Origin of the sequence: Ferrimonas pelagia (genome assembly GCF_039543565.1) — a bacterium.
Taxonomy (GTDB): Bacteria; Pseudomonadota; Gammaproteobacteria; order Enterobacterales; family Shewanellaceae; genus Ferrimonas; species Ferrimonas pelagia.
This window is the reverse complement of record NZ_BAABJZ010000003.1, coordinates 73909-95590: the sequence shown is the minus strand read 5'-3', so window position 1 is coordinate 95590 and position 21682 is coordinate 73909. Positions and strand designations below refer to the sequence as shown.

The window sequence follows — 21682 nt, the reverse complement described above, 5'->3', positions numbered from 1 at the left end:
ATTTTTCCACAGTTAGTTAATTATCGAAATGAAAACCGGCCCAATGCCGCTGAGCATTGGACCGGAGGTGGATTAGAGCACGCTGAACAGCATGCCGGCGCTGAAGGCCATGGTGAAGATCACGGTCAGAAACGCGATGATCATCGGGCGGCGGAACAGGGTTTTGAGCAAGATCACCTCGGTGATGCTGGCACCGGCACTGCCGATGATCAAAGCCATCAAGGCGCCCATGCCCATGCCCTTGAGCTCCAGTGCGGCCGCCAGCGGGATCATTGCCTCGGCGCGGATATACAAAGGTACGCCGATCACGGCGGCAATGGCGATGGCCAGTGGGTTATCGTCGCCAGCGTACTGGACGATCAGATCTTCCGGGACAAAGCCGTAGGTCAATGAGCCGATCGCCACACCCAGCATCAGCAGGGGGAAGATCTTGCGAAACTGCTTCCAGGTCTCGGCCCAGATCTTGGCCCAACGGCCCGCGGGTTTGCTGCCACCACAGCTTGAGCCGGTATCGGTGCCACAGCTGCTGGCAGACGATGGTGTGCCAGTGCCACAGCTGGACTCGGTGCTGGTGCCACAGCTGGCGGGTGCTGCGGACGATGTTTGTGTACCGCAGCTGGACGTTGTGCTGCCGCAACCGCTGGCGGCACCGCCTTCCACCACTTCACGGCGGACATGGCGCTCAAAGCCCATCTTCTCCAGCACAAAGCCGGCGATGACTGAGGTTACCAGCGCGATAGCAAAGTAGATGGCGGTCACCTTAAGCCCGAACGTGACCCAGAACAGACCGATGATGATGGGATTCAACAAGGGGCTGGTGAACAGGAAGGTGATGGTCGGGCCAAAGCCGGCGCGGGCTTTGAGCAGTCCGCTCAGCATAGGAATGGTTGAGCAACTGCAAAACGGCGTCAGCGCCCCCAGCAAACCGGCGGACAAGTAGCCTCGGCCACCTTGAGATCCCAAGATGGTTTGGATCCGCTTGGCGGGCATCACGTCCATGATCACGCCGATCAAAAAGCTGATCAGCAAAAACAGGGCGGTCAGCTCGAAGGCGAGAAAGGCGAAGAATTGAAGTGTGTCGAGCAGGCGTTCGATCGTTAAGGTACTCATGACGATGTTTCCAGAAGATTCGAAATGATTATTCAGGAGACAATACAGCAGCGGCTGCCTTCCCTCCCTCTCAAGTTGGCCAAACTTTAACGCCGCTACGGGATGATGTCAAATTTCTGGAATAGTCGAAATGTGGTTGGGGCATTCGAAAAACTCGATGCACGGCTGCGCCGAGTCAGGACCACATGACAATGATGGCGGCGATGGCAATCAAGATCAGGCCAAGTACATCCTGCAGCTTTACCTTCTGCCTGAGCCAGTAGGCGGCGATGAGCAGGGTGAAAAACACTTCCACCTGACCCAAGGTTTTCACCATCGGCACGTTTTGCAGCGACATGGCACTGAACCAGCCGATAGAGCCCAGACAGCTACTGAGGCTGATCAGGCCTGTTAGCTTGGGGCGTTGCCAGAGTGCGTGCAGGGTCGGGCGATCACGCCAGCACAGATAGAGCAGTAGGAGCAGGGTTTGCAGGCTGATCACCAGCAGCAAGACCCAGGCGGCACGGTGAGGAAACGGCAGGGTGAGGCTGAGGCTGGCTTCGCGGATCCACAGAGACGTTAACGCAAAGGCTCCGCCGCAGCACAGCCCGAGCGCTACCGTTGGCAGGGACAGCTGGCGCAGACCGCCCTTGCTGGAGAGCAGAAACACGGCGATGGCACCGATCCCGATCCCGAGCCAACCCAGAGGTGACAGCGTTGTGCCAAAGAACAGCAGGCCGAGAATGGCGGCCAGCAGGGCTTCGCTTTTGGCCAGACCGGCCCCGACGGCGAAGTTCTTCATCTGAAACAGGCGCACCATCAGGCCGGTGGCGAGGATCTGCATCAGCGCGGCACCGACGACAAAGCCGATAAAAGGTGGAGTGATCGCCGGCAGGCCGGGATCACTCCACAGATACAAAGCGGTCAGGTAGGCAGCGGCGATGGGACTGGCCCAAAGGAAGCGCGCCAGCGTGACCCCGGCAACGTTGACTTCGCCACTGAGTCGGCTTTGAAAGGCATTGCGCCAGGCCTGCATAAACGCCGCGAGCAGGGTAAAGCCGATCCACATCTTTTAGCATTCCCAACACGTTAAGGGCTTCAGAATAACGGGTAGAGGAAGAGTTGCGAAGGGGGACAGACGGAATGAAGTGATAGCCAAACCCACATCAGCAGTTGAGCCATGATCAAAAAGGAGGCCGGTTGGCCTCCTTGTTTCAGCTCAGATCGGCGCGATCAGAAGCTGTAGTTGTACTGCAGTGAGAAGTACTGCGCGTTGGAGCGGGTGGTCGCTGTGGTGTAGATCGGAGTCAGCGCACCAACTTGCTCGCTGATCCCTGCCGTTAGGATGGCACTGAGCTCCGTCACTTCCACGTCCTGGCCCTGAACATAGGCGTAACCAAAGTCGAAGCTGTGGTGCTTGTCGAGGCGGTACGTTGCGCCAAAGGTGTACCAGTTGCGGTCAGAATCCGGGATGGAGATGGACTCGAGCTCGCCGATCACGCCATTATCAAACATGTAGCCGGCGCGCAGATCCAATTGGTCGGTGACGGAGTAGGTGGCACCGACACTGTACAGCCAGGAGTCTTCCCATTGGTACTCCTTCAGCGGCTCGTTGGGTACGGCGCTGCCATCAAGCAGAGGGTGACCCATGGCGATCACACCGTCTTTCATGGTGATCTCATCAAAGGTGCTCCACTGGGTGAACTGCACTGTGTAATGTAGTGCCAGTTGGGGCAATACCTGGTGGAAACCGGCGATCTGGAAGATGTCCGGCAGGGGCACGGTCATCTCTTGATAGCGGGCCGGGACGCCCTCTTCGCTGCTGAGTTTGTCGGTGGTGCCGTCGGCGGTCACTTCCGGGCTGAAGCGGTAGCTGAAGCCGATGCGGTGATCTTGATTAAACTCGATCAGGCCGCCGACGATCCCGCCGAAGCCGATGCCATCGGCATCGACGTCCACCAGTTGAATGGCACCGCCGGCGCCGTCTGGGATGGAACCACGGCTGACTTCACCAGAGCCGTAGATCACGTCCAAACCGGCGCCGACGCTGAACATCTCATTGATGCGGTAGGACAAGCTGGCATTGAAGTTGACGGTGGTCAACTGGGTGTTGCCCAGCAGGTCTTCCGGTTTAGGCAGTTCGCTGCCCGGGATCAACTCGCCACCCTGCAGGGCGCTGGTGTCGGTGCCGGTGCCGAAGTTAGTAAAGGCGGCCAGACCAAAGGCAAATTGATCGTTGATCGGCTGGATGTAGTAGATGCTGGGGACAAACTTGTTGTCGGCGGCGCTGTGTTCACTGCCGATAGGCACCGCAACATCGGAAGGCGAGCCCACAATCGCCCCTGGCAGCGTGACTGAAACGTCTTTGATGTTGACGTCGACATCCAGATAGCTCATGCCAACCGAGAGGGCTTTACTGTCAAACAGCGCCATACCGGCGGGGTTGCGGGCTAGGATAGCGGCATTGTCGCCGATGGCGGCGTCACCGGAGATAGCACGACCGACGCCGGTGGCGGATTGGGCATTGAGGCCGAAGCCTGCGGCGAAGGAGGGGGAACTGATGGCGGCGACCGCCAAGGCGATGAGCGTCTTGTTAACAGCTTTCATCAACTTTTCCTTGTTGTTGTAATTGTGCGAAACACGTAACCCATTGTATGGATGGGCGTTGCTTTCGTGGTCTGACCTGTATCAAACGCGTCGACATAATACACAAAACTGCGATCAAGATCTCGCTTCTGGCGTCCATAGACGTGCACAAAAACTGCCCACCACAGAGCAGTCCATTAAAAATTGCCGGGATTAGAGTAATTACTCCTGTTTGTTGGCGTTTTTATAGCAAAACGGGGTGCCAGAGGCACCCCGTTGGTATTGCTGTTCACGCGGATCGCTTAGAAGCGATGGTTGTACTGCATGGAGTAGTACACGGCGTTGGAGTTGGTGGTGGCAGAGACGGTGCCGGCGAAGAGGGAGTCTTCTTCCAACTGAACCTCTTTACCACGAACGAAGGCGATGCCCAGATCGACGCTGGCATTGCGAGAGAGCTTGTAGCCCATACCGGCGGTGTACCAGTTACGGTCGGAATCCGGGATGGACAGGGAAGCGATTTCGCCAACCACGCCTTGGTCGTACATGTAACCGGCGCGCAGGGCCAGCTTGTCGGTGACGTCATAGGTGCCACCGATGCTCAGCATCCAAGAGTCTTTCCAGTTGTACTCTTTCAAGGCCACTTCGGCCAGATCTGCGCTAAACAACTGTCTCTCGCCGGAAATGGGTAGGATCTGATCAAAGATGGCATTTATGCCCAGACACGTCGCTTCGCCAGCGGCGCTGTCGCCCTGACAGTTGGCGTTGAGGGTGCCGGCGAAATCGCCGCTGATCTTACCGTTGCGGGCGGTGACTTGGTCAAACACGCTCCATTGGGTCCACTGGGCGGTGTAGTGCAGCGCAAAGCGGTCGGTCAACTGATGGAAGCCAGCAAACTGGAACACGTCCGGCAGCGGCACTTCCAACTCTTCGAAGTCAGCGGCAATGCCTAGGGCCAGATCGGTGGCGTTGAGGTTTACGGTGTAGCTGTTTGGTACCCAGCCGCTGCCAACCACACTGTGGCTGTAGCTGAGTTCGCCGTTGATCCCCAGGTTGGCACCGATATCACCGGTGGCGGTGACGTTCGGGCTAAAGCGATAGCTCATGCCGAAACGGTGGTTGTCGTTCACCTCATAGGTGGCCCCCAGGATCCCGCCGAAACCGATGCCATCGGCGTCGGCACTGATGGCGTTTTGGGCACGGGTCAGCTTGCCGGAGCCGTGAACGATGTCCAGGCCAGCACCGATGGCGAACTGATCGTTGATGCGGTAAGACACACTGGCGTTCAGGTTCATGGTGATCACTTCGGTCTCACCGATCAGATCCAGTGGCATAGCGCCGCCAGGGATCGGGTTTACCGGTGCCTGCGTGCTCAGCAGGGACGAGGAGTCGGTGCCGGTCCCAAAGTTGGTAAAGGCGGCGATCCCGAACGCCCACTTGTCGCTCAGCGGCTGGATGTAGTAGAAGTTGGGAATGACGGTGTTGGACGCCGCATCGTCGATGCTGCCCAGATTGCCACCGGCGTACTCGACGTTGTTGATCTGTACATCCAGATCCACATAGGAGGCGCCAACCGAAACGGCTTTCTGATCGAACAGTGCCATGGCGGCCGGGTTACGGGACAGTACCGAGGCGTTATCGGCAATGATGGCGTCACCAGCGAAGGCACGACCGATACCGGTGGCCGATTGGGAGTTCAGCTGGAAACCGGCGGCGTAACTTGGGGCGGCAACCAGGGTGAACGTCGAAGTCATTGCTGCGGCGATCAGGGTCTTGTTCATCGTTTTCATTTGCGCTCTCACTATACGGCAGTGGATCGTTTTAATAATTGCTGCGCATTCTAGTGAGCGAACAGAGGCGTACATATCCGACCAGAGGGGGTCTTGGGGCTAAGTTCGTCGACTTTGCAGGCAACTCGATCCTTTTGTCGGCGAATGTGATTTTGTGGTGGGATTGATGTAAAAAAAAAGGGCGCCAGAGGCGCCCTTTATGTCTTGCAGGTTTAGAGTAGCTGCTCAAACTTGGCGTGCTGCTCGCGCACAGGTTCGGTGGTGGGCTTCCATTTACTGACGATCACACCGGCGATGGTCGCAAACAGGAAGCCGGGCAGGATCTCGTACAGATCGAATAGGCCGCCTTCAAGCGGTTTCCACAGCACCACGGTGGCGGCGCCGACGATGATGGTGGCGATGGCGCCGTATCGGCTGTAGTCACGCCAGTACAGGGACAGCAGGATCACCGGCCCGAAGGCGGCACCAAAGCCCGCCCAGGCGTAGGACACCAGGGAGAGCACGCTGGACTGTGGGTTGAGGGCGATCATGGTGGCCAATACGGCAACCGCCAATACGGTCAAACGACCCACCATCACCTTTTCGCGCTCAGACGCGTCTGGACGCAACCACTTCTTGTAGAAGTCTTCGGTCACCACAGAGGAGCAGACCAGCAGTTGCGAGTCGATGGTACTCATGATGGCCGACAGGATAGCGGCAATGAGGAAACCGGCGATCCATGGGTTAAACAGCACCTTGGACAGCTCGATAAACACGGTCTCGGCATTGGGGAGCGGACTGCCAGCAAAGTAGAGCGCGCCGGCCAGACCGGTTGCTAGGGCGCCGAACAGGGAGATCAGCATCCAGCTCATGGCGATGCGGCGTGATACCGGCAAGTCTTTGACATCGCCGATGGCCATAAAGCGCGACAGGATGTGGGGTTGACCAAAGTAACCCAGGCCCCAGGCCATCAAGGAGATGATGGCGAGCAGTGACAGGCTTTCCGGCAAGATCTCCAGCATGCCCGGCTCTAGCATGGCAACATCGTGGTTGTCGCTGAAGAACACCACTGCTGGCACTAAGATCAACGCCAACAACATCAAGATCCCCTGGAAAAAGTCGGTCCAGCTGACAGCGAAGAAGCCGCCGACGAAGGTGTAGGAGACAATAATGGCGGAGCCCACCAGCAGGGCAGCGGTGTAATCCAGGCCAAACACTTGTTCAAACAGAATGGCGCCGCCAACCATACCGGAGGAGGTATAGAAGGTGAAAAACAGTAAGGTGGTGCTGGCGGCGACTAGGCGTAAGACCCCATTATCGGCGAAACGGCGCTCAAGGAAATCCGGTAGGGTCAGCGAGTCGCGAGTGAACTCGGTGTAGATCCGCAGGCGCTTGGCGACCAGGTGCCAGTTTACCCAAGCCCCCAATACCAGGCCGATCCCGATCCAGGCTTCGCTTAAGCCGGATAGGTAAACCGCCCCGGGCAGGCCAAGCAGCAGCCAGCCAGACATGTCGGAGGCACCGACGCTGAGTGCGGTCACGGCAGGGCCCATTTTACGGCCCCCAAGGATGTAATCCGAAGACGTATTGGTGTTCTTGTAGGCCAAGGTGCCGATCACCAACAAGAAGATCAGATACGCAAAAAAAGTAATGGTTGTCGCCGTCGATATCATGCTTAATATTCTTATGTGCTTTTGAGACGCGCGAAATGCTAGCAAAGGTAGGCAAAAGTGACCAGTAATACCGTTTTGGAACCCCATTTTCAGTGGTACGGCTTTGAGCAACTGGGGGTCAGTAACCTCTATGCGATATTGCAACTGCGAGAGCGGGTGTTTCAAATTGAGCAAGACAGCTTATATGAGGACATTGATGGCCTGGACGAGTCTGCGCTGCATCTGTTGGTTTGCGGTGAAGAGGGTGAGTTGGATGGCTATCTGCGCCTGATCGACGCGGGCACGGTGTGGAAGCTGGGTCGGATCGTCTTGGCGGCGGGCGTGCGCGGCCGTGGCCTCGGGGCCCGATTGATCCAAGCGGGATTGGATAAAGCCCGTGAGCTGGCACCGGATAAGGCGGTTAAGATCTCCGCTCAGCAGGCGTTGACCCAGTATTACCAAGGGTTTGGCTTTGTGGTGAGCTCTGAGCCGTATGATGACGGTGGCGTGATGCATCTGGATATGATGTTGGCCGCAGACAGTTAATACCAATCACGCTAAGTATTTATCCATTCAGCTGATTGAAAAAGGACTTTAGGCAAGGCAGTTCAGCGAAGCTCTAGTGGCTCTAATGCGAGATGGACTAACGCAGAATAAAGCCCTTTTTCATCAGCCCTTTGGGAAGCACTCAGCGGCACAGGCTCGTTGTTGTGATTGTTTAAAAGGGCCCACCATTCCTGCACAATCACGCCGCGCCCCTGAACCGCTGAGTGCTTCTGAATTGGGCAAATACTTAGTGCGATTGGTATAAGTGCTTAGGGCTCGGCGTTGTGTCTCATCGGGCCGATGAGTTTTCCACTGAAACAAAGAAGCCGGAGCTTGTGCTCCGGCTTTTGTGTTGGGGTTGACGGTTCGATGCACGCTACAAGCTTTGGAAGCCGCTGCTGAGATCGTCCAGCACCGGCTGCAGCTCTTGCTCCGGTGTGCCAACCAGCGCCAGGTGCATCGCGGGCAGATCCTGACCCACGCCCTGGTAGCGCTCACTGGCAAACTGCGCCGGCAGGGTGAGCTCCCCTTGTTTGGGGATCAGGAACAGGGTGACGCGGCCTTGCGCCGAGCCCATCACCACGTGCAGGCTGCGAACCCCACGGAAATCACAGTAATTGGCGTAGAAGATCTCACCGGGCAGCTGTTGCAGCGTCGTGCCCATCGAGGCCAGCTTGGTGTTGAGGCTGGCCAGGCTTATCTGTTCATCGATGGTGGCGACAAAGCCCTCCTCGTGAACCATGTGGGCCAAGGCGTGTTGGCCCAGATCATCGTGCGGTGTGTTGTAGATCGCGAACGATAACCCCACGGTGAACGCGACCGATGCCGCGGCAGCCAACTGCCAGCGATGCCGGCGTTTATGCTGTTGATGCACCGTTAGGTTCTGTTGCAGCAACAGGCGATCGGCCAGATCATCCGGCACCGGGATCCGAGCGGCTTGCTGGATCTTCTGATCCAACCCCTTGAGCTCCTGCCAAAACGCTTCGCGGCCGGCGGTCTCCTTGGCGGCCGCCTGAACTTGTGGATCTTGACTGTTGGGCTCGGCGTACAGGCGCCGGCGGAATTCGAGTTCATCCATTGCGTTGCCCCCTATCGGCGGGATCGATCTCTAACGCGTCTCGCAGTTGGTTTCTGGCCCGGAACAAGCGGGTCATTACCGTGTTGCGATTGAGCTCCAGCACGGTGGCGATCTCATCACCACTGAAGCCATACAGAACCTGCAGCAATAACGGCTCTCGATACTCGGGCTCGAGTTGGGCCATTTTTTGCCGCAGCCACAGATCTTCCACCTGTTGTTCTGGTGACGCGGACGTACTGTCGGCGACTTGGACGTCGTCGATGTCGGTCAGATCGAACCGTTTTCGTTCGAAGCGGCGGGCATTCTCCCGCCGCAAGATGGTGATAAGCCACGCCTTGGCGGCTTTTTCATCCTTGAGCGAATCGAGCGATTTCCATGCGCGTAAAAAGGTCTCCTGCACCAGATCGTCTGCGACAGAGCGATCGTGGCACAGCCAGTAGGCGTATCGGAAGAGATCACCGTGCAAGGCGCGCACCAGCGACTCATAGCGTCGTTGTTTGCTTATCATGTCAGTACTGACCGATGATGCGGCTTTTTTCTTTCCAAACCGACCTAACATTTTTTACTGCCTCTCCTTGAGCGCGCTGGTGGGGGCTATCCGCTCATTCTGGATGTCGGATCCAGCGGCGGCAAGTCGGATCTGCCAGCATCGACCGCCACCGCAGGTAACGCCTGGATCGCTTGGGCCAGCGCCTGGCCCTGCCAAGGGGCCGGGGTGGCGCCGAATCGACAGTGTTGCAGCGCCGCGATGGCCTCGCTCAACGTCGGCAGGTGGTGCGGGATCCGCGCCAAAGAGACCGGGTGGCCCAGATGTTCACTGGCCCAGCGCGGGAGCAGATTCAGCGCCTGGCTGGCGTCGTGGTTGGCACAAGCCTGTAGCAGCGCCTTCTTGCTGAGCATCACCTTGTCGGTATTGACGGGTTGCTGGCTGATGGGCTGAGCCATCGGGTGGCCCCGACGCCAGCCCCAAACGAGGGTGAGCAGCCACAGCAGGGCAAAGACCGCGGTCAGCCAAGGCCAATAGCCGGCATTGGGCTCGGTGTGAGTCTGGGGCTGGATCACCGGTGTCGGCAGGCCGACGGGGGCCAGACCCGTGCTGCTGGGCTGAACCTCGATGGTTCGCTCGGCCAGCACCGCCCACTCCTGTCGCTTCAGGCGCGGGTTCCACCAAGGCACACGGATCTCGGGCAGGGTGTAGCTGCCCGGTGCACTGGGCACCAATGCCACGGTCTGCCGCAGTGTCGCCACCAGTTGTTGCTCGCGCACGCCGCCATCGCGCTCGACCTTATCCGGGTAGAGCCGCAGGCCCGCTGGCGCGCTGAGCGCAAGCTCGGGCAAGGTATCGGCGACCGTCCCCATGGCGGTCAACTGCAGGGTTCGGGTGATCGGCTGGCCGACCTCAAACTGCTCGGCATCGCCAAGGTGATCAGACAGGGCAACCATGTCCGCCACCAGCCAGGCTCCTTGATAGCTGGCGGGTTTCTCCATGACGTTGACAACGATGGGATCGCTGGTGGCCACCATGGAGCGTGCTTGGGCGCGACCAAAGATATCGCCGCGCTGTCCCGGCACCAGCAGATCGCCGTCGAAGCTGGCGGAGCCCAGCTCCAGCGTGCCGCTGACTTGGGCGGTCAGCAAAAACTGACGTTTGATGGTGCGGTAGCGCATGCCGCGGCGCACCACGGTGTCGGATTCATCTTGGCCAAATTGCTGCAGTTGCGCGTTGGCGTGCTCGGGCGCGTTTAGGCTGCCCCGCTGCAGCTCTGCGCCCAAAAACAGCGTCACGGTGAGCAGGGTGGGTTGGCCCGGGTAGATCCATTCCCGCTCCAGCTCGGTTTCGATAAAGGCCATCGGCAGGGGGGCCGCCTCTCCGGCTTGATCCGGGTTTAACACCGTTAGCGGGATGGGCGCGCTGCGCACTCCGTCGATCTCCAGGGCGGGGAGGGTGATCGCGCCCGCCGCCTTGGGCAGTAGCAGGATGGTCCAGGTGGTCTGGCGCTGCATGTCAAAATTGACGATCTGGGTGCTGGAGCTGACGCTGGTTCGGCCCACCGCAAAGTCGGCCTGCAGGGCCGAGGTGTCGAGGGCGTTGCTGTCGACGCTGTCATTGGCGGTCACCTGCAGGGTGAAGGACTGGCCGGTCAGCACTGGATTCTGATCCACGACGGCGGTCAGCTCGGTCAGAGCCTGAGCCGTCACAGGCAAAGCGCCGATCAGCAGCACAAAGGCGCTGAGGCATAAACGTTTTAGGGTGGTGATCCGCGTTACCACTGGGTTCGCTCCGTATTGATGGTGCCTTCCTGACGGCGGCGTTGGTATTCCAATTGCATTTTATTGCGCAGCAGTTGGCCGGGATCGTCCGGTACCAACTGCAGCATTCGTTCCAGTTCGGGATCGCTGCCGGACTCGCCGGGTTGAGCGGCCCCAGCCGCAGTCGATGCGTCCGGTTGCTGATCGCCCGCGCTTGGCTCGCTCTGGGGCTCGACCTGCGCTTCGGCATTGGCCTCTTCTTGTGTGGGCTCGGATGGCTGCGAAGGCGTTTGCTCCGGCTCGCGCTCGTTGTCGTTGCTCTGCCCGGCGGAGTCCGTGGCGGGCTCAGGTTGTTCCGCTTGAGGCTCAGAACTTCCTTGCTCAGCTTCACTGCCGGCGTCCTGTTGTGACGAGGCGTCGCTGGACTGAGATCCGCTCGATTGAGACGGGTCGGACGGAGAGGGCTCGCCCTCATTCGGTTCTTGCGGCGCTTGTTGCTCGGACGGATCGCCATTCTCGCTTTGCGATCCTTGATCCGACGGGGTGTCCTGTTGCTGGCTGTCGCCTTCACCTTCACCTTCACCTTGGTCGGATTGGGCGTCCTGCTCCTGTTGCTCTAGCAGCTGCTCCATCAACGCCAGGTTGGCCTGCGCCTGGGGATGCTCAGGCTGTTGCTCCAACACCTGGCGATAGCGTTCGGCCGCTTGCTGATACTGCCCCAGCTGGGCCAAGGCATTACCGCTGTTGTAACGGCTGTCGAGAGCCTCCGAGCGCTCAAATGCCGCCAACGCTTGCTCAAACTCGCCGGCGCGGTAGTGGGCAGCGCCCTGCCAGGCGGGATCGGAGAACTGGGCGGCAGCGTGTTCAAACTGCTGTTCATCGAAGGCCGCCTGGCCTTGCTGATCACCGGTTTGCCAGAAGCCCGCCTCCGCCTTGGGGGTGAGTAACGGCAGCAGCAGTAGCGTCAGCAAGGCGTGGCGCCGTAGCATCCAGGCCAAAGGCAGCAACAGCAAGGGCAGCAGATAGACTCCCCGATCCAGCCATTGGCTGTGCTGGCGGTTATCGTGCTGCTGCCCTTCATCGCGCAGGGCATCGGCGCGCGGCGCCAGTTGACGCACATCGCTGCCATCGGGCTGGTAGGGCACGAGGATCCCATCGCCGGCGCGGGCCAGTTTACCCAACGTGGCGTAATCCGTGACGGCCAGGGCGATCTCGCCGTTGCGGCTGCGCACCAACTCACCACCGGGCTTCTCCATCGGCGCGCCTTCGGCGGTGCCGATCACCAACAGATTGAGGGTCCAGGGCATCTTGTTCGCCAGCTCGATGGCTTCGTTGGCGTGCTCGCTATGCAGGCCGTCGATCAGCAGGAGGATCTCCCCCTGACTGTACCCAGCGTCACGCAGCAATTGATCGGCCTGATAGAGCGCTTTGGGCAGGTTGGAGCCGGGAACCGGGATCAGATCCGGCGACAGCACCGGGATCAGATTGGCCAGGGTGCTGCGATCGTCGGTCAATGGGGCCAGAGTGAAGGCGTCGCCGCCATAGACCACCAAGCCCATCTCGCCATCGGGGATCTGTTCAAGCAGATCCAGCGCCTTGAAGCGGGTGTGGGTTAAGCGATTGGGGGCCAGATCAGTCGCCCACTGGGAGTAGGACATGTCCATCACCAGGACGCGACCTTGTTGCAGTTGAAACAGCGGCACCGATTGCTTGTCCCAGCTGGGGCCGGACAGGGCGAACAATAGCAGGGCCAGCAAGCCGATTGGCAGGCGGGTGCTTTGCGGGCGGCTGCTATCGGCCCCCAATAACATCGCCTGATGCAGGTGAGCGGGTAGCAGTTTCTGCCAGTAATGGCCCGATTGGGCTTGTTGCCGTAGCCACCACGCCAGCGCCGGTAGCAGCACGAGCCCAAGCAGGACCCAGGGGCGGATCAGGTGAAATTCAGCCATGTTGCCTCCGAACCAACAGCAACAGGATAAGAGCGGTGGCCACGCCAAGCGGCCAGGGGTAGAGATCGGTTTGTGGACGCCACTGGGTGCCGTCTTGTTCTATCGGTTCCAATTTGTCTAACTCATCGTAGATCGCGTCTAACTCTGCGGTGCTGCGGGCGCGGAAATAGCGGCCACCGGTGGACTCGGACAGGGCGACAAACTCCGCTTCGGCGCGATCCAGCTCGGCTGACGGATTCACCGTGCGCGAGCCAAACAGTCGGCGTTGGCGGATCTCGGACGAGCCCACCCCCACGGTGTACAGGGTCACGCCTGCCTTGCGGGCCAGCTCCACCGCCTGCGCTGGTGTAAAGCGACCGGCGTTATTTTCGCCATCGGTCAGCAGTACCAGCACGCGTGAGCTCTGATCGAGCTGCTCAAATCGTTTGACGGCGAGGGCGATGGCATCGCCAATGGCGGTTTGGGTGCCGACCAGACCCAGCTCGGATTCGCGCAGATATTGGCTGACGGTGTGACGATCGAAGGTCAGCGGTGCCTGCAGGTAAGCTTGATCGGCAAACAGGATCAGCCCCATGCGGTCGCCGTCCCGTCGCTGAATAAAGTCGCCTAGCACGGCGCGGACCATGGTGTAGCGATCGACCAGGCGCCCGTTCAGCTCCATGTCTTCGATCTGCATCGAGCCGGAGAGATCGACCGCGATCATCAGATCCCGCCCCTCGCGCTTGAGCGCAACGGGTTCGCCTAACCACAGCGGCCGGGACGCGGCCAGCACCAAACAGAGCCATGCGACGAGGGCCAGCAGTTGCCACAGTCGGTGCGGCTTGGGGCCGGTGGCGCTGGGGATCTGCTGGCTGAGTGTGCCGGGGAGGCGCAGCGCGGCAGCTTGTACCGGGCGACGGCGGGGCAACAACCAGGGCAAGACGATGGCGAGCAGGAGCCAAGGCCAGTCAAGACTGAGCATGTTGCGCCTCCGTCTGTTTTGGCAGTTGGGTCAATGCCGCGCTGGCGGCGTCGAGCAGGCGTTGTCCGCCGTGGCTGACTTGCGCCTGGTATGGGTTGCCCAACAACTCAGGCCAGGGGTGTGGGCTGAGCTGCTGCAGGTAGTTGTGCCATTGGTTGCCATGCAAACCGGCGCATTGCTCTCTGGGACCGTAGGCCATGGCGGCCCGTTTGAGCAGCGCCTGGACCTGGGTGGCCAGATCTGGCGCGGTGGGATCGAGGCGTTGCAGCTGGGCGATGGCGAGCTTGGCCGGTCGCTGATGGCGCCAATGACGCTGAAGCTTGATGCCGCCGGCGATCAGCGCAAGCAGCACCAGTGCGGCGAGCAGCCACCAGCCTGGCGCCAGGGGCCACCAGTCAACGGGCTGCGGTAAGACAATATCGTGAAGGGAGTCTAACGGGTTCATATCCACAATTTTCGCCATTGTTGTTCCAGTGGCTCAGCGGCGCTGATCTCACTCAGTGGCAGGCTCTGTTGCAGGCTGTGTTGTTGGGCACTGTTGCGCGCCTGCTGCCAGCGCTCTGACAATTGACGGGCGGCGCGTCGATCCAGCCAATGGGGCTGGGTCTGCTCAGGGATCCGCACCGGCAGAGGCCCTTGAGCCTGTGTCAGGGTGTCAAACAGCGGATCGGTCAGGCAGAACAGCCGGATCTCGGCGTGTCGGCGCAAGCGGCTGATCCGCTGCAGGCTGTCGGGATCCAGTCCCAGCGGGTTGGTGATGATCACGGCTAACGAGCCGGGGCGGATCAAGCGCTCTAAGCGTGTCAGGGCCTGCGACCAATAGTCTTGCTGTGGCGCAAGGTTGGTTGGTGGCAACTGCAGCTCGACCAGGCTTTCCAGCATGGCCAGCAGCCCGGCGCGACGCGCTCGCGGCTTGAGTTCTTTATGTTGCTGCTCGGTGCAGACGATGCCGCCAAGGCGGTCGCCTTTGGCACTGATATGCCAGCTGAGTAGCGCCGCCAGGTGTGCGGCCTGAACCGACTGCAGCAGCAACTCGGAGCCCAGTTGCATGCGGCTGCCCTGATCGACACACAGCAGCACAGGGCGTTCGCGCTCATCGCGAAACAGCTTGGTGTGGGCTTTACCGGTGCGGGCGGTGACTCGCCAGTCGATGGTGCGGATATCGTCACCGGCCTGGTAGGCGCGAACCTCGGCAAATTCCATACCACGGCCCTTGAGTCGCGATAGGCGCTCTCCGGCCATCAACGCCTTGGCGCGACCGAGATCGTCACTGCGAACCAAGCTCTGATGTTCCGCCCGGGCCAGTAACTCTTTGAGATTGAGGGTTGCCCCGTCGCCGTGACGGGGCAGAGCGAGCTGTGACATCAGGGCACGGCCACCAATTTAACGATGCGGCTGATCACCTGATCTTTGCTGATCCCCTCCGCTTCCGCCTGATAACTCAGCAGAATGCGATGGCGCAGCACGTTCGGCGCGACGGCTTGAATGTCTTCTGGTGCCACGTAATCCCGGCCATGCAGGAAAGCGCGGGCGCGGGCGCAGCGCTCCAAGGCAATGCTGGCCCGTGGGCTGACGCCCCACTGCAGCCAAGCGGCGAGGGTGTCGTCGTAGCGTGCCGGCTGGCGGGTGGCCATCACCAGAGAGACGATGTATTGCTCCATCTGGGGGGCGAGGTAGATCTTCAAGGCCGCCTCGCGGGCAGCAAAGACCTCAGCTTCGGTGAGCGGCTCAGGCACGCTGATCACCGCATGCTGCGCTTCGTTGCGCGACAGCGCCAGGATCTGCAACTCGGTTTCGGCGTTGGGGTAGTCCAGCGATAGGTGCAACAAGAAACGGTCCAACTGGGCTTCGGGCAGCGGGTAGGTGCCTTCATTCTCGATCGGATTCTGCGTGGCCATTACCAGAAATAGCTTGGGCAGCGGGTAGCTGCGCTTGCCGACGGTGATCTGGCCTTCGGCCATCGCTTCCAGCAGGGCGGACTGCACCTTGGCGGGGGCTCGGTTGATCTCGTCGGCCAACACCAGGTGGTGAAACAGCGGCCCCGGCTGGAATTCAAACTGGCCGGTCTCCTGGCGGAAGATGTCAGTGCCGGTGAGATCCGCCGGAAGCAGATCCGGGGTGAATTGGATGCGATGGAAATCGCCGTCGATGCAGTCGGCCAGGGCTTTGACGGCGCGGGTTTTGGCCAGACCTGGAGGCCCTTCAACCAGAAGGTGACCATCGGCGATCAGCGCGGTTAGCAGACCTTCCACCAGATTGGGTTGGCCTAAGACCATCTGCTGCAGATATTGTTGAATTTGATTTAGACGTTGCAGTTGCATGCCTGTTCTCTTTTCGCGATGTCGGTGCACGGGCTGAGCGTTGGAGTCGTTCATCCCAGAGCAGGGTTCATATCCAAGGTTATTGAAAATACTGCATGATCTGTACGGTGAGCAAGTAGGGGGCTGCGGTTATGAAGGGCAGGAGCGATGCCAAGATCACGTTTGTGGCGGGCGCCCCCTGCCGGTTCTGATCCAGACTGAAAAACAGACCATAGGCAAAGACGGCGGGGTACAACAATAGCGTGACGCTGATGTAGTAGCGTGCCAGTGTCTCAGGGATCGCCCACAGCGAATCTGGCAAGGAAAAATCCACGTAATGAAACCCCATCATCCAGAACAGCATCTGCAGGCCCAGCGGGATGTACAGGATCGCTATCCAAACAGACAGCGGTCGGCGGCTAAGGTTCTTCTGTGGTCGCATGACGGGCCCTACGGTGGTGAAAACTGTGCGCTATCACTCAGTAATTATCAGATCTTGGTAACTTTTGTTAGCACCTTCGATGATTGTCTGACCACTGTAGCAGAGGAAAATTCACACAGCTGTTTGAAACTCGCGCTGTAGAAGTTAGTATTGGATCACATTTTGCTGGTCAGACCTCATCTGGATCACGCAGGGTTCTACAGGGAATAGAGGACATTTCATGACGCAACGACAATCGCTAAAGACGTCGTCGGGGGACAGGATCGCCATCGTCGCGGGCCTGCGTACGCCATTTGCCCGACAAGCGACCACCTTTCATGGGATCTCAGCCTTGGCGCTGGGACAGATGGCAGTGAGTGAGTTGCTGGCGCGCAATGAGCTGGACGCTAAGTTGGTGGATCAGCTGGTGTATGGCCAGGTGATCCAGATGCCAAAGGCGCCCAACATCGCCCGTGAGATCGTGCTGGGAACTGGCATGTCGGTCCATACCGATGCCTATTCGGTGACCCGCGCTTGCGCCACCTCATTCCAATCCACCGTCAACGTGGCCGAATCTATCCTGTCGGGCTCGGTTGAGATCGGCATTGCCGGCGGGGCGGATTCCAGCTCGGTGTTGCCGATCGAGGTAAGCCGTAAGCTGAGCCACTCCTTGGTGGATCTGACCAAGGCGAAGACCTTGGGCCAGCGTTTGTCGATCTTGAGCAAGCTGCGGCCCAAGGATCTGATGCCAGTGCCACCGGCGGTGGCGGAGTATTCCACCGGCTTGTCGATGGGACAGACTGCCGAGCAGATGGCCAAGTCCCATCAGATCGCCCGCAGTGATCAGGACAAGCTGGCGGTACGCTCTCATCAACTGGCCCATCAAAGTTGGGAGTCCGGGGTGTTGGCGCAGGAGGTGATGACCTGTCATGTGCCGCCCTACAAGCAGTTTATCGAGCGGGATAACAATGTGCGGGACAACATGGCGCTGGATAAGCTGGCCAAGCTAAAACCGGTGTTTGATCGCAAGCACGGCAGTGTCACTGCCGCGAACTCGACTCCGCTGACCGACGGCGCCTCTGCGGTGCTGTTGATGCCGGAGTCCAAGGCCAAGGCGCTGGGATACGATCCCATCGGCTATATCCGCAGCTATGCGTTCTCCGCTATTGATGTGTGGGAGGATCTGTTGATGGGGCCTAGCTATGCCACGCCGATGGCGTTGGATCGGGCCGGAATGACGCTGGCGGATCTGGATCTGATCGAGATGCATGAGGCTTTCGCGGCGCAAACTCTGGCCAATGTGAAGATGTTTGCCAGCAAGCGGTTTGCCCAGGAAAAGCTGGGGCGCAGTGACGCCATCGGTGAGATCGACATGGATAAGTTTAATGTGATGGGCAGCTCGCTGGCTTACGGTCACCCCTTTGCCGCGACCGGTACGCGGATGATCACCCAGATGTGCAATGAATTGAAACGACGCGGTGGCGGCACGGGGCTGACGACGGCGTGTGCGGCGGGCGGTTTGGGCGCAGCGATGATCCTGGAGGTAGAGTAATGACGGATAAGACCTTCCAATGGCACAAGGATGACGATGGGATCGCGGTGATCACCATGGATGTGCCCGGTGAGACCATGAATACCTTGCGCGAGAGCTTTAATGGCGAGGTGTTGGAGGTGCTGGAGCAGATCCGCAGCGACAGTGCGATCCAAGGGGTGATATTGACCTCGGGCAAACCGGACTCCTTTATCGCGGGGGCAGACATTAGCATGTTGGCTGCCTGCGAAACGGCGGAGGACGTCACCCGATTATCGCTGTCCGGTCATCAGACCTTGCAAGCGTTGTCGACGCTGACGGTGCCTGTGGTGGCGGCGATCCACGGTCCCTGCCTCGGGGGCGGCCTGGAGGTGGCGCTGGCGTGCGATTATCGGATCTGCACCGACAGTGATAAGACGCAGCTGGGCTTGCCTGAGTCGCAACTGGGGATCTTGCCCGGGGGCGGTGGTACTCAGCGCCTGCCTAAATTGGTCGGCGTTGCCAAGGCGTTGGATCTGATGCTAACCGGGCGTCAGTTGCGTGCCAAACAAGCGCTCAAACTTGGCGTGGTCGACGAAGCGGTGCCCCACTCTGTGCTGGTGAGTGTGGCGAAAAAATGGGTCGGCAAAGGCAAGCGTAAGAAGCTGAAACCCAAATTATCGGCCGCTGAGCAGGCTTTAGAGCTGACGGGGGTGGGTCGCAAGATGATCTACGAGCAAGCTGCGAAGCAGGTCGAGAAGAAGACCCAAGGCAACTACCCCGCGCCACCGAAGATCATTGAGGCGGTGCGCATCGGCGTCGAGCAAGGGCCGGAGGCGGGCTATGAGGCCGAGGCGCGGTTCTTTGGCGAGTTGGTGATGTCACCCGAGTCTGAGTGTTTGCGCGCACTGTTTTTTGCCAGCACAGAGATGAAGAAAGAGAGCGGTGCCGGCGATGTTGAGCCGGCGACGATCAATAAGGTGATGGTGCTTGGCGGTGGCTTGATGGGGGGCGGGATCGCCTCGGTGACGGCGTTCAAGGCCAAGTTGCCGGTTCGGCTGAAAGACATTGCCGAGCAGGGTTTGCAAAACGCATTAGCGTACAGCTATAAGCAGGTCGATCGTCGGGTCAAGAAGCGGCATATGACCCCTGCGCAACGGGATAAGGCGATGAGTCTGCTGTCCACCACGACCCGTTACGATGGCGTGAAGGACGTCGATATGGTGGTTGAGGCGGTGTTCGAGGATCTGGCGCTGAAACACCAGATGGTCAAGGATGTGGAGACCCATTGTGGTGAGCACACGGTCTTCGCATCGAATACCTCGTCGCTGCCGATCGGCCAGATCGCGCAGCACGCGGCGCGTCCGGATAAGGTGATCGGATTGCACTACTTCTCACCGGTTGAGCAGATGCCACTGGTGGAGGTGATCGCCCATCAGGGAACCTCACCCGAGACCATTGCCACCACAGTGGCGTTTGCCCGCAAGCAGGGCAAAACGCCCATCGTGGTGCAGGATGGTGCAGGTTTTTATGTCAATCGGATCCTCGCGCTGTATATGAACGAAGCGGCCAATTTGGTGCTTGAGGGGGAGCCGATCGAGCTACTGGATCAGGCGTTGGTCAAGTTTGGTTTCCCGGTCGGGCCGATGACCTTGTTGGATGAGGTTGGGATCGACGTTGGGGCGAAGATCGCGCCGATCCTGGAAAAGGAGTTGGGTGATCGCTTTGCTGCGCCTGCGGCGTTCGATAAGGTGCTAGCCGATGGACGGAAAGGTAAGAAGAACGGCAAGGGCTTCTATCGCTTAGCGGCGAAGAAGAAGGGGCCGAAACCGGTCGATGACAGCGTCTATAAGGTGTTGGGTGTGACGCCTCAGTCGCGCCTCAGTGCCGGGGAGTTGTCCGAGCGCTGCGTAGTTCAGATGCTGAACGAGGCGGTCCGCTGCCTGGAGGAGGGGATCATCGCTTGTCCGCGGGACGGCGATATCGGGGCGATCTTTGGGATCGGCTTCCCGCCGTTTCGGGGCGGACCGTTCCGCTACATTGACCGGATGGGCGCAGCCACTCTGGTGAAGAAGCTGACTCACTATCAGCAGCGCTTCGGTGAGCGCTTCCGTCCGGCCGATCGCTTGGTCACTATGGCGGAGAACGAGGCGCGCTTTTTCTCCTAGTCTGCCGATGAGTTGTATGCACGGGGCGCCATAGCGGCGCCCCTTTTTGCGATCTGGCGGTGCGGAGCGCGGGGTATTCAAGCGATCGCTGGTTGAGTTTGATGTAATGAGCCCGGCAAGGGCATGCCGATCTGATCACTCAACCGGTCAGTAGGCGCGTCATATTTTTGACGGTGGCGCTTTAAAGTTGAGTGAACTGGCGGACTTTTGGCACAGATTTGCCATTTATGAGTGAAGGATCACGAGAAGGTGGAGGTGGGTTGTCACAATGACGGCCGGCGCGCCATGGGGCTTGCCGACCGTTGAGTTTGCGTTACGCGCTCAGTTCCACCAAGCGGCAGCGCTGACGGTTTCTACACGATGCACATGAGCGGGCAGCGGTGTCGTGATCCGTTTGTTACGACCGTTGAAGTAGCGTTTGATGGCAGTCCACATGTTGTACTCCTTATTCGGATTGGATTGGGATCAGGCGGCGGTTTCAGCGTTCTTTATCCAAGGCACGGCAGCGGTCTCAACATTCTTTATCCACGGCACGGCGGCGGTTTCAGCGTTTTTGATCCACGGCACGGCAGCGATCTCAACATTCTTTATCCAAGGCACGGCGGCGGTTTCAGCGTTTTTGATCCACGGCACGGCAGCGGTTTCAGCGTTCTTGATCCAAGGCACGGCAGCGGTCTCAACATTCTTTATCCAAGGCACGGCGGCGAACTCAGCATTCTTTATCCAAGGCACGGCAGCAGTCTCAACATTCTTGATCCATGGCACGGCGGCGGTCTCGATGTTGGCGTTTTTGATCCACGGCACGGCGGCGGTATCAGCGTTCTTGATCCACGGCACGGCGGCGAACTCAGCATTCTTTATCCACGGCACGGCGGCGATCTCTGCGTTTTTGATCCACGGTACGGCGGCGGTGTCAGCGTTTTTTATCCATGGCACGGCGGCGGTGTCAGCGTTCTTGATCCAAGGTACGGCGGCGGTGTCAGCGTTCTTGATCCAAGGCACGGCGGCGGTTTCAGCGTTCTTGATCCAAGGCACGGCGGCGGTTTCAGCGTTCTTGATCCAAGGCACGGCGGCGGTTTCAGTGTTCTTGATCCACGGTACGGCGGCGGTTTCAGTGTTTTTGATCCAGGGTACGGCGGCGGTCTCTGCGTTTTTGATCCACGGCACGGCGGCGGTGTCAGCGTTTTTTATCCACGGTACGGCGGCGGCCTCAACATTCTTTATCCACGGCACGGCCGCAATTATATTTATGTCAGTGTTTATTGGGGACGCCACTTCAAGTTTATTCCATGGTAATGAGGCGGAGGCTGAGGTGGAAAGTGAAATAATGGCGACGAGTACGATGTTTTTAGCGAAGTTGGTCATGATCGGTCCTTGAAATATTTTCTGCTATGAAAACTGAAAAT

General features: G+C 59.4%; 18 protein-coding genes. 3 read left to right on the top strand and 15 right to left on the bottom strand.

The genetic code is table 11. From position 1 onward, the window contains the following. Positions 1-72: 72 nt before the first annotated feature. From ABEA08_RS00920 to putP, 5 genes are all read right to left on the bottom strand, one after another. Positions 73-1110 carry a permease gene (locus ABEA08_RS00920; RefSeq protein ID WP_345332297.1) on the bottom strand — a complete coding sequence of 346 codons (1038 nt, stop codon included), beginning with the start codon at positions 1108-1110 and terminating at the stop codon, positions 73-75. 175 nt (positions 1111-1285) lie between these two features. Continuing rightward, positions 1286-2158: an EamA family transporter gene (locus tag ABEA08_RS00915; RefSeq protein ID WP_345332294.1), complete on the bottom strand. Its 873-nt coding sequence runs from the start codon at positions 2156-2158 to the stop codon at positions 1286-1288. Between the two features lie 164 nt (positions 2159-2322). Next, complete coding sequence (locus ABEA08_RS00910; protein WP_345332291.1) at positions 2323-3696, bottom strand: OmpP1/FadL family transporter; 1374 nt, start codon at positions 3694-3696, stop codon at positions 2323-2325. Positions 3697-3977: 281 nt separating this feature from the next. Next, a complete protein-coding gene (locus ABEA08_RS00905; RefSeq protein ID WP_345332289.1) occupies positions 3978-5462 on the bottom strand; it encodes an OmpP1/FadL family transporter in 1485 nt (494 codons plus the stop codon). A 212-nt stretch (positions 5463-5674) separates the two neighbouring features. Further along, on the bottom strand, positions 5675-7114 hold the full coding sequence (putP, locus tag ABEA08_RS00900) for a sodium/proline symporter PutP (RefSeq protein ID WP_345332287.1): 1440 nt from the start codon (positions 7112-7114) through the stop codon (positions 5675-5677). Positions 7115-7171: 57 nt separating this feature from the next. Between putP and ABEA08_RS00895 the strand changes: the two genes are divergently transcribed. Then, on the top strand, positions 7172-7639 hold the full coding sequence (locus ABEA08_RS00895) for a GNAT family N-acetyltransferase (protein WP_345332284.1): 468 nt from the start codon (positions 7172-7174) through the stop codon (positions 7637-7639). 376 nt (positions 7640-8015) lie between these two features. Here ABEA08_RS00895 and ABEA08_RS00890 read toward each other — a convergent pair whose 3' ends face one another. The 9 genes from ABEA08_RS00890 to ABEA08_RS00850 all read right to left on the bottom strand — a co-directional run bounded on the left by ABEA08_RS00890 (position 8016) and on the right by ABEA08_RS00850 (position 16619). Then, on the bottom strand, positions 8016-8717 hold the full coding sequence (locus ABEA08_RS00890; RefSeq protein ID WP_345332282.1) for a DUF3379 domain-containing protein: 702 nt from the start codon (positions 8715-8717) through the stop codon (positions 8016-8018). Next, on the bottom strand, positions 8710-9276 hold the full coding sequence (locus ABEA08_RS00885) for a sigma-70 family RNA polymerase sigma factor (RefSeq protein WP_345332279.1): 567 nt from the start codon (positions 9274-9276) through the stop codon (positions 8710-8712). Before ABEA08_RS00885 ends, ABEA08_RS00890 begins: the two co-directional genes overlap by 8 nt. A 35-nt stretch (positions 9277-9311) precedes the next feature. Next, the gene (locus tag ABEA08_RS00880) at positions 9312-10988 is read right to left on the bottom strand and encodes a BatD family protein (RefSeq protein WP_345332276.1); all 1677 of its coding nucleotides are present in this window, start codon (positions 10986-10988) and stop codon (positions 9312-9314) included. Next, entirely contained in the window at positions 10982-12916 is a 1935-nt protein-coding gene (locus ABEA08_RS00875) for a VWA domain-containing protein (RefSeq protein WP_345332273.1), read from the bottom strand. The genes ABEA08_RS00880 and ABEA08_RS00875 overlap by 7 nt, the downstream gene beginning before the upstream one ends. Then, positions 12909-13877, bottom strand: a complete 969-nt coding sequence (locus ABEA08_RS00870; RefSeq protein WP_345332271.1) for a vWA domain-containing protein — start codon at positions 13875-13877, stop codon at positions 12909-12911. Before ABEA08_RS00870 ends, ABEA08_RS00875 begins: the two co-directional genes overlap by 8 nt. Continuing rightward, positions 13864-14340 (bottom strand): DUF4381 domain-containing protein, encoded by a 477-nt coding sequence (locus ABEA08_RS00865; protein ID WP_345332269.1) that lies wholly within the window; start codon positions 14338-14340, stop codon positions 13864-13866. Before ABEA08_RS00865 ends, ABEA08_RS00870 begins: the two co-directional genes overlap by 14 nt. Then, positions 14319-15242, bottom strand: coding sequence for a DUF58 domain-containing protein (locus ABEA08_RS00860; RefSeq protein WP_345332267.1), 924 nt, complete (start codon positions 15240-15242; stop codon positions 14319-14321). The genes ABEA08_RS00865 and ABEA08_RS00860 overlap by 22 nt, the downstream gene beginning before the upstream one ends. Then, positions 15242-16198, bottom strand: coding sequence for an AAA family ATPase (locus ABEA08_RS00855; RefSeq protein WP_345332265.1), 957 nt, complete (start codon positions 16196-16198; stop codon positions 15242-15244). Before ABEA08_RS00855 ends, ABEA08_RS00860 begins: the two co-directional genes overlap by 1 nt. A gap of 79 nt (positions 16199-16277) precedes the next feature. Continuing rightward, positions 16278-16619, bottom strand: a complete 342-nt coding sequence (locus ABEA08_RS00850; protein WP_345332263.1) for a hypothetical protein — start codon at positions 16617-16619, stop codon at positions 16278-16280. 220 nt (positions 16620-16839) lie between these two features. On the opposite strand from ABEA08_RS00850, the gene fadI reads away from it, so the two are divergent. Then, positions 16840-18150 (top strand): acetyl-CoA C-acyltransferase FadI, encoded by a 1311-nt coding sequence (fadI, locus tag ABEA08_RS00845; RefSeq protein WP_345332261.1) that lies wholly within the window; start codon positions 16840-16842, stop codon positions 18148-18150. Beyond that, a complete protein-coding gene (gene fadJ, locus ABEA08_RS00840; RefSeq protein WP_345332259.1) occupies positions 18150-20276 on the top strand; it encodes a fatty acid oxidation complex subunit alpha FadJ in 2127 nt (708 codons plus the stop codon). Before fadI ends, fadJ begins: the two co-directional genes overlap by 1 nt. Positions 20277-20741: 465 nt before the next feature. On the opposite strand, the gene ABEA08_RS00835 is transcribed toward fadJ, so the two are convergent. Further along, the gene (locus ABEA08_RS00835) at positions 20742-21641 is read right to left on the bottom strand and encodes a phage tail family protein (protein WP_345332257.1); all 900 of its coding nucleotides are present in this window, start codon (positions 21639-21641) and stop codon (positions 20742-20744) included. Positions 21642-21682 lie beyond the last annotated feature (41 nt).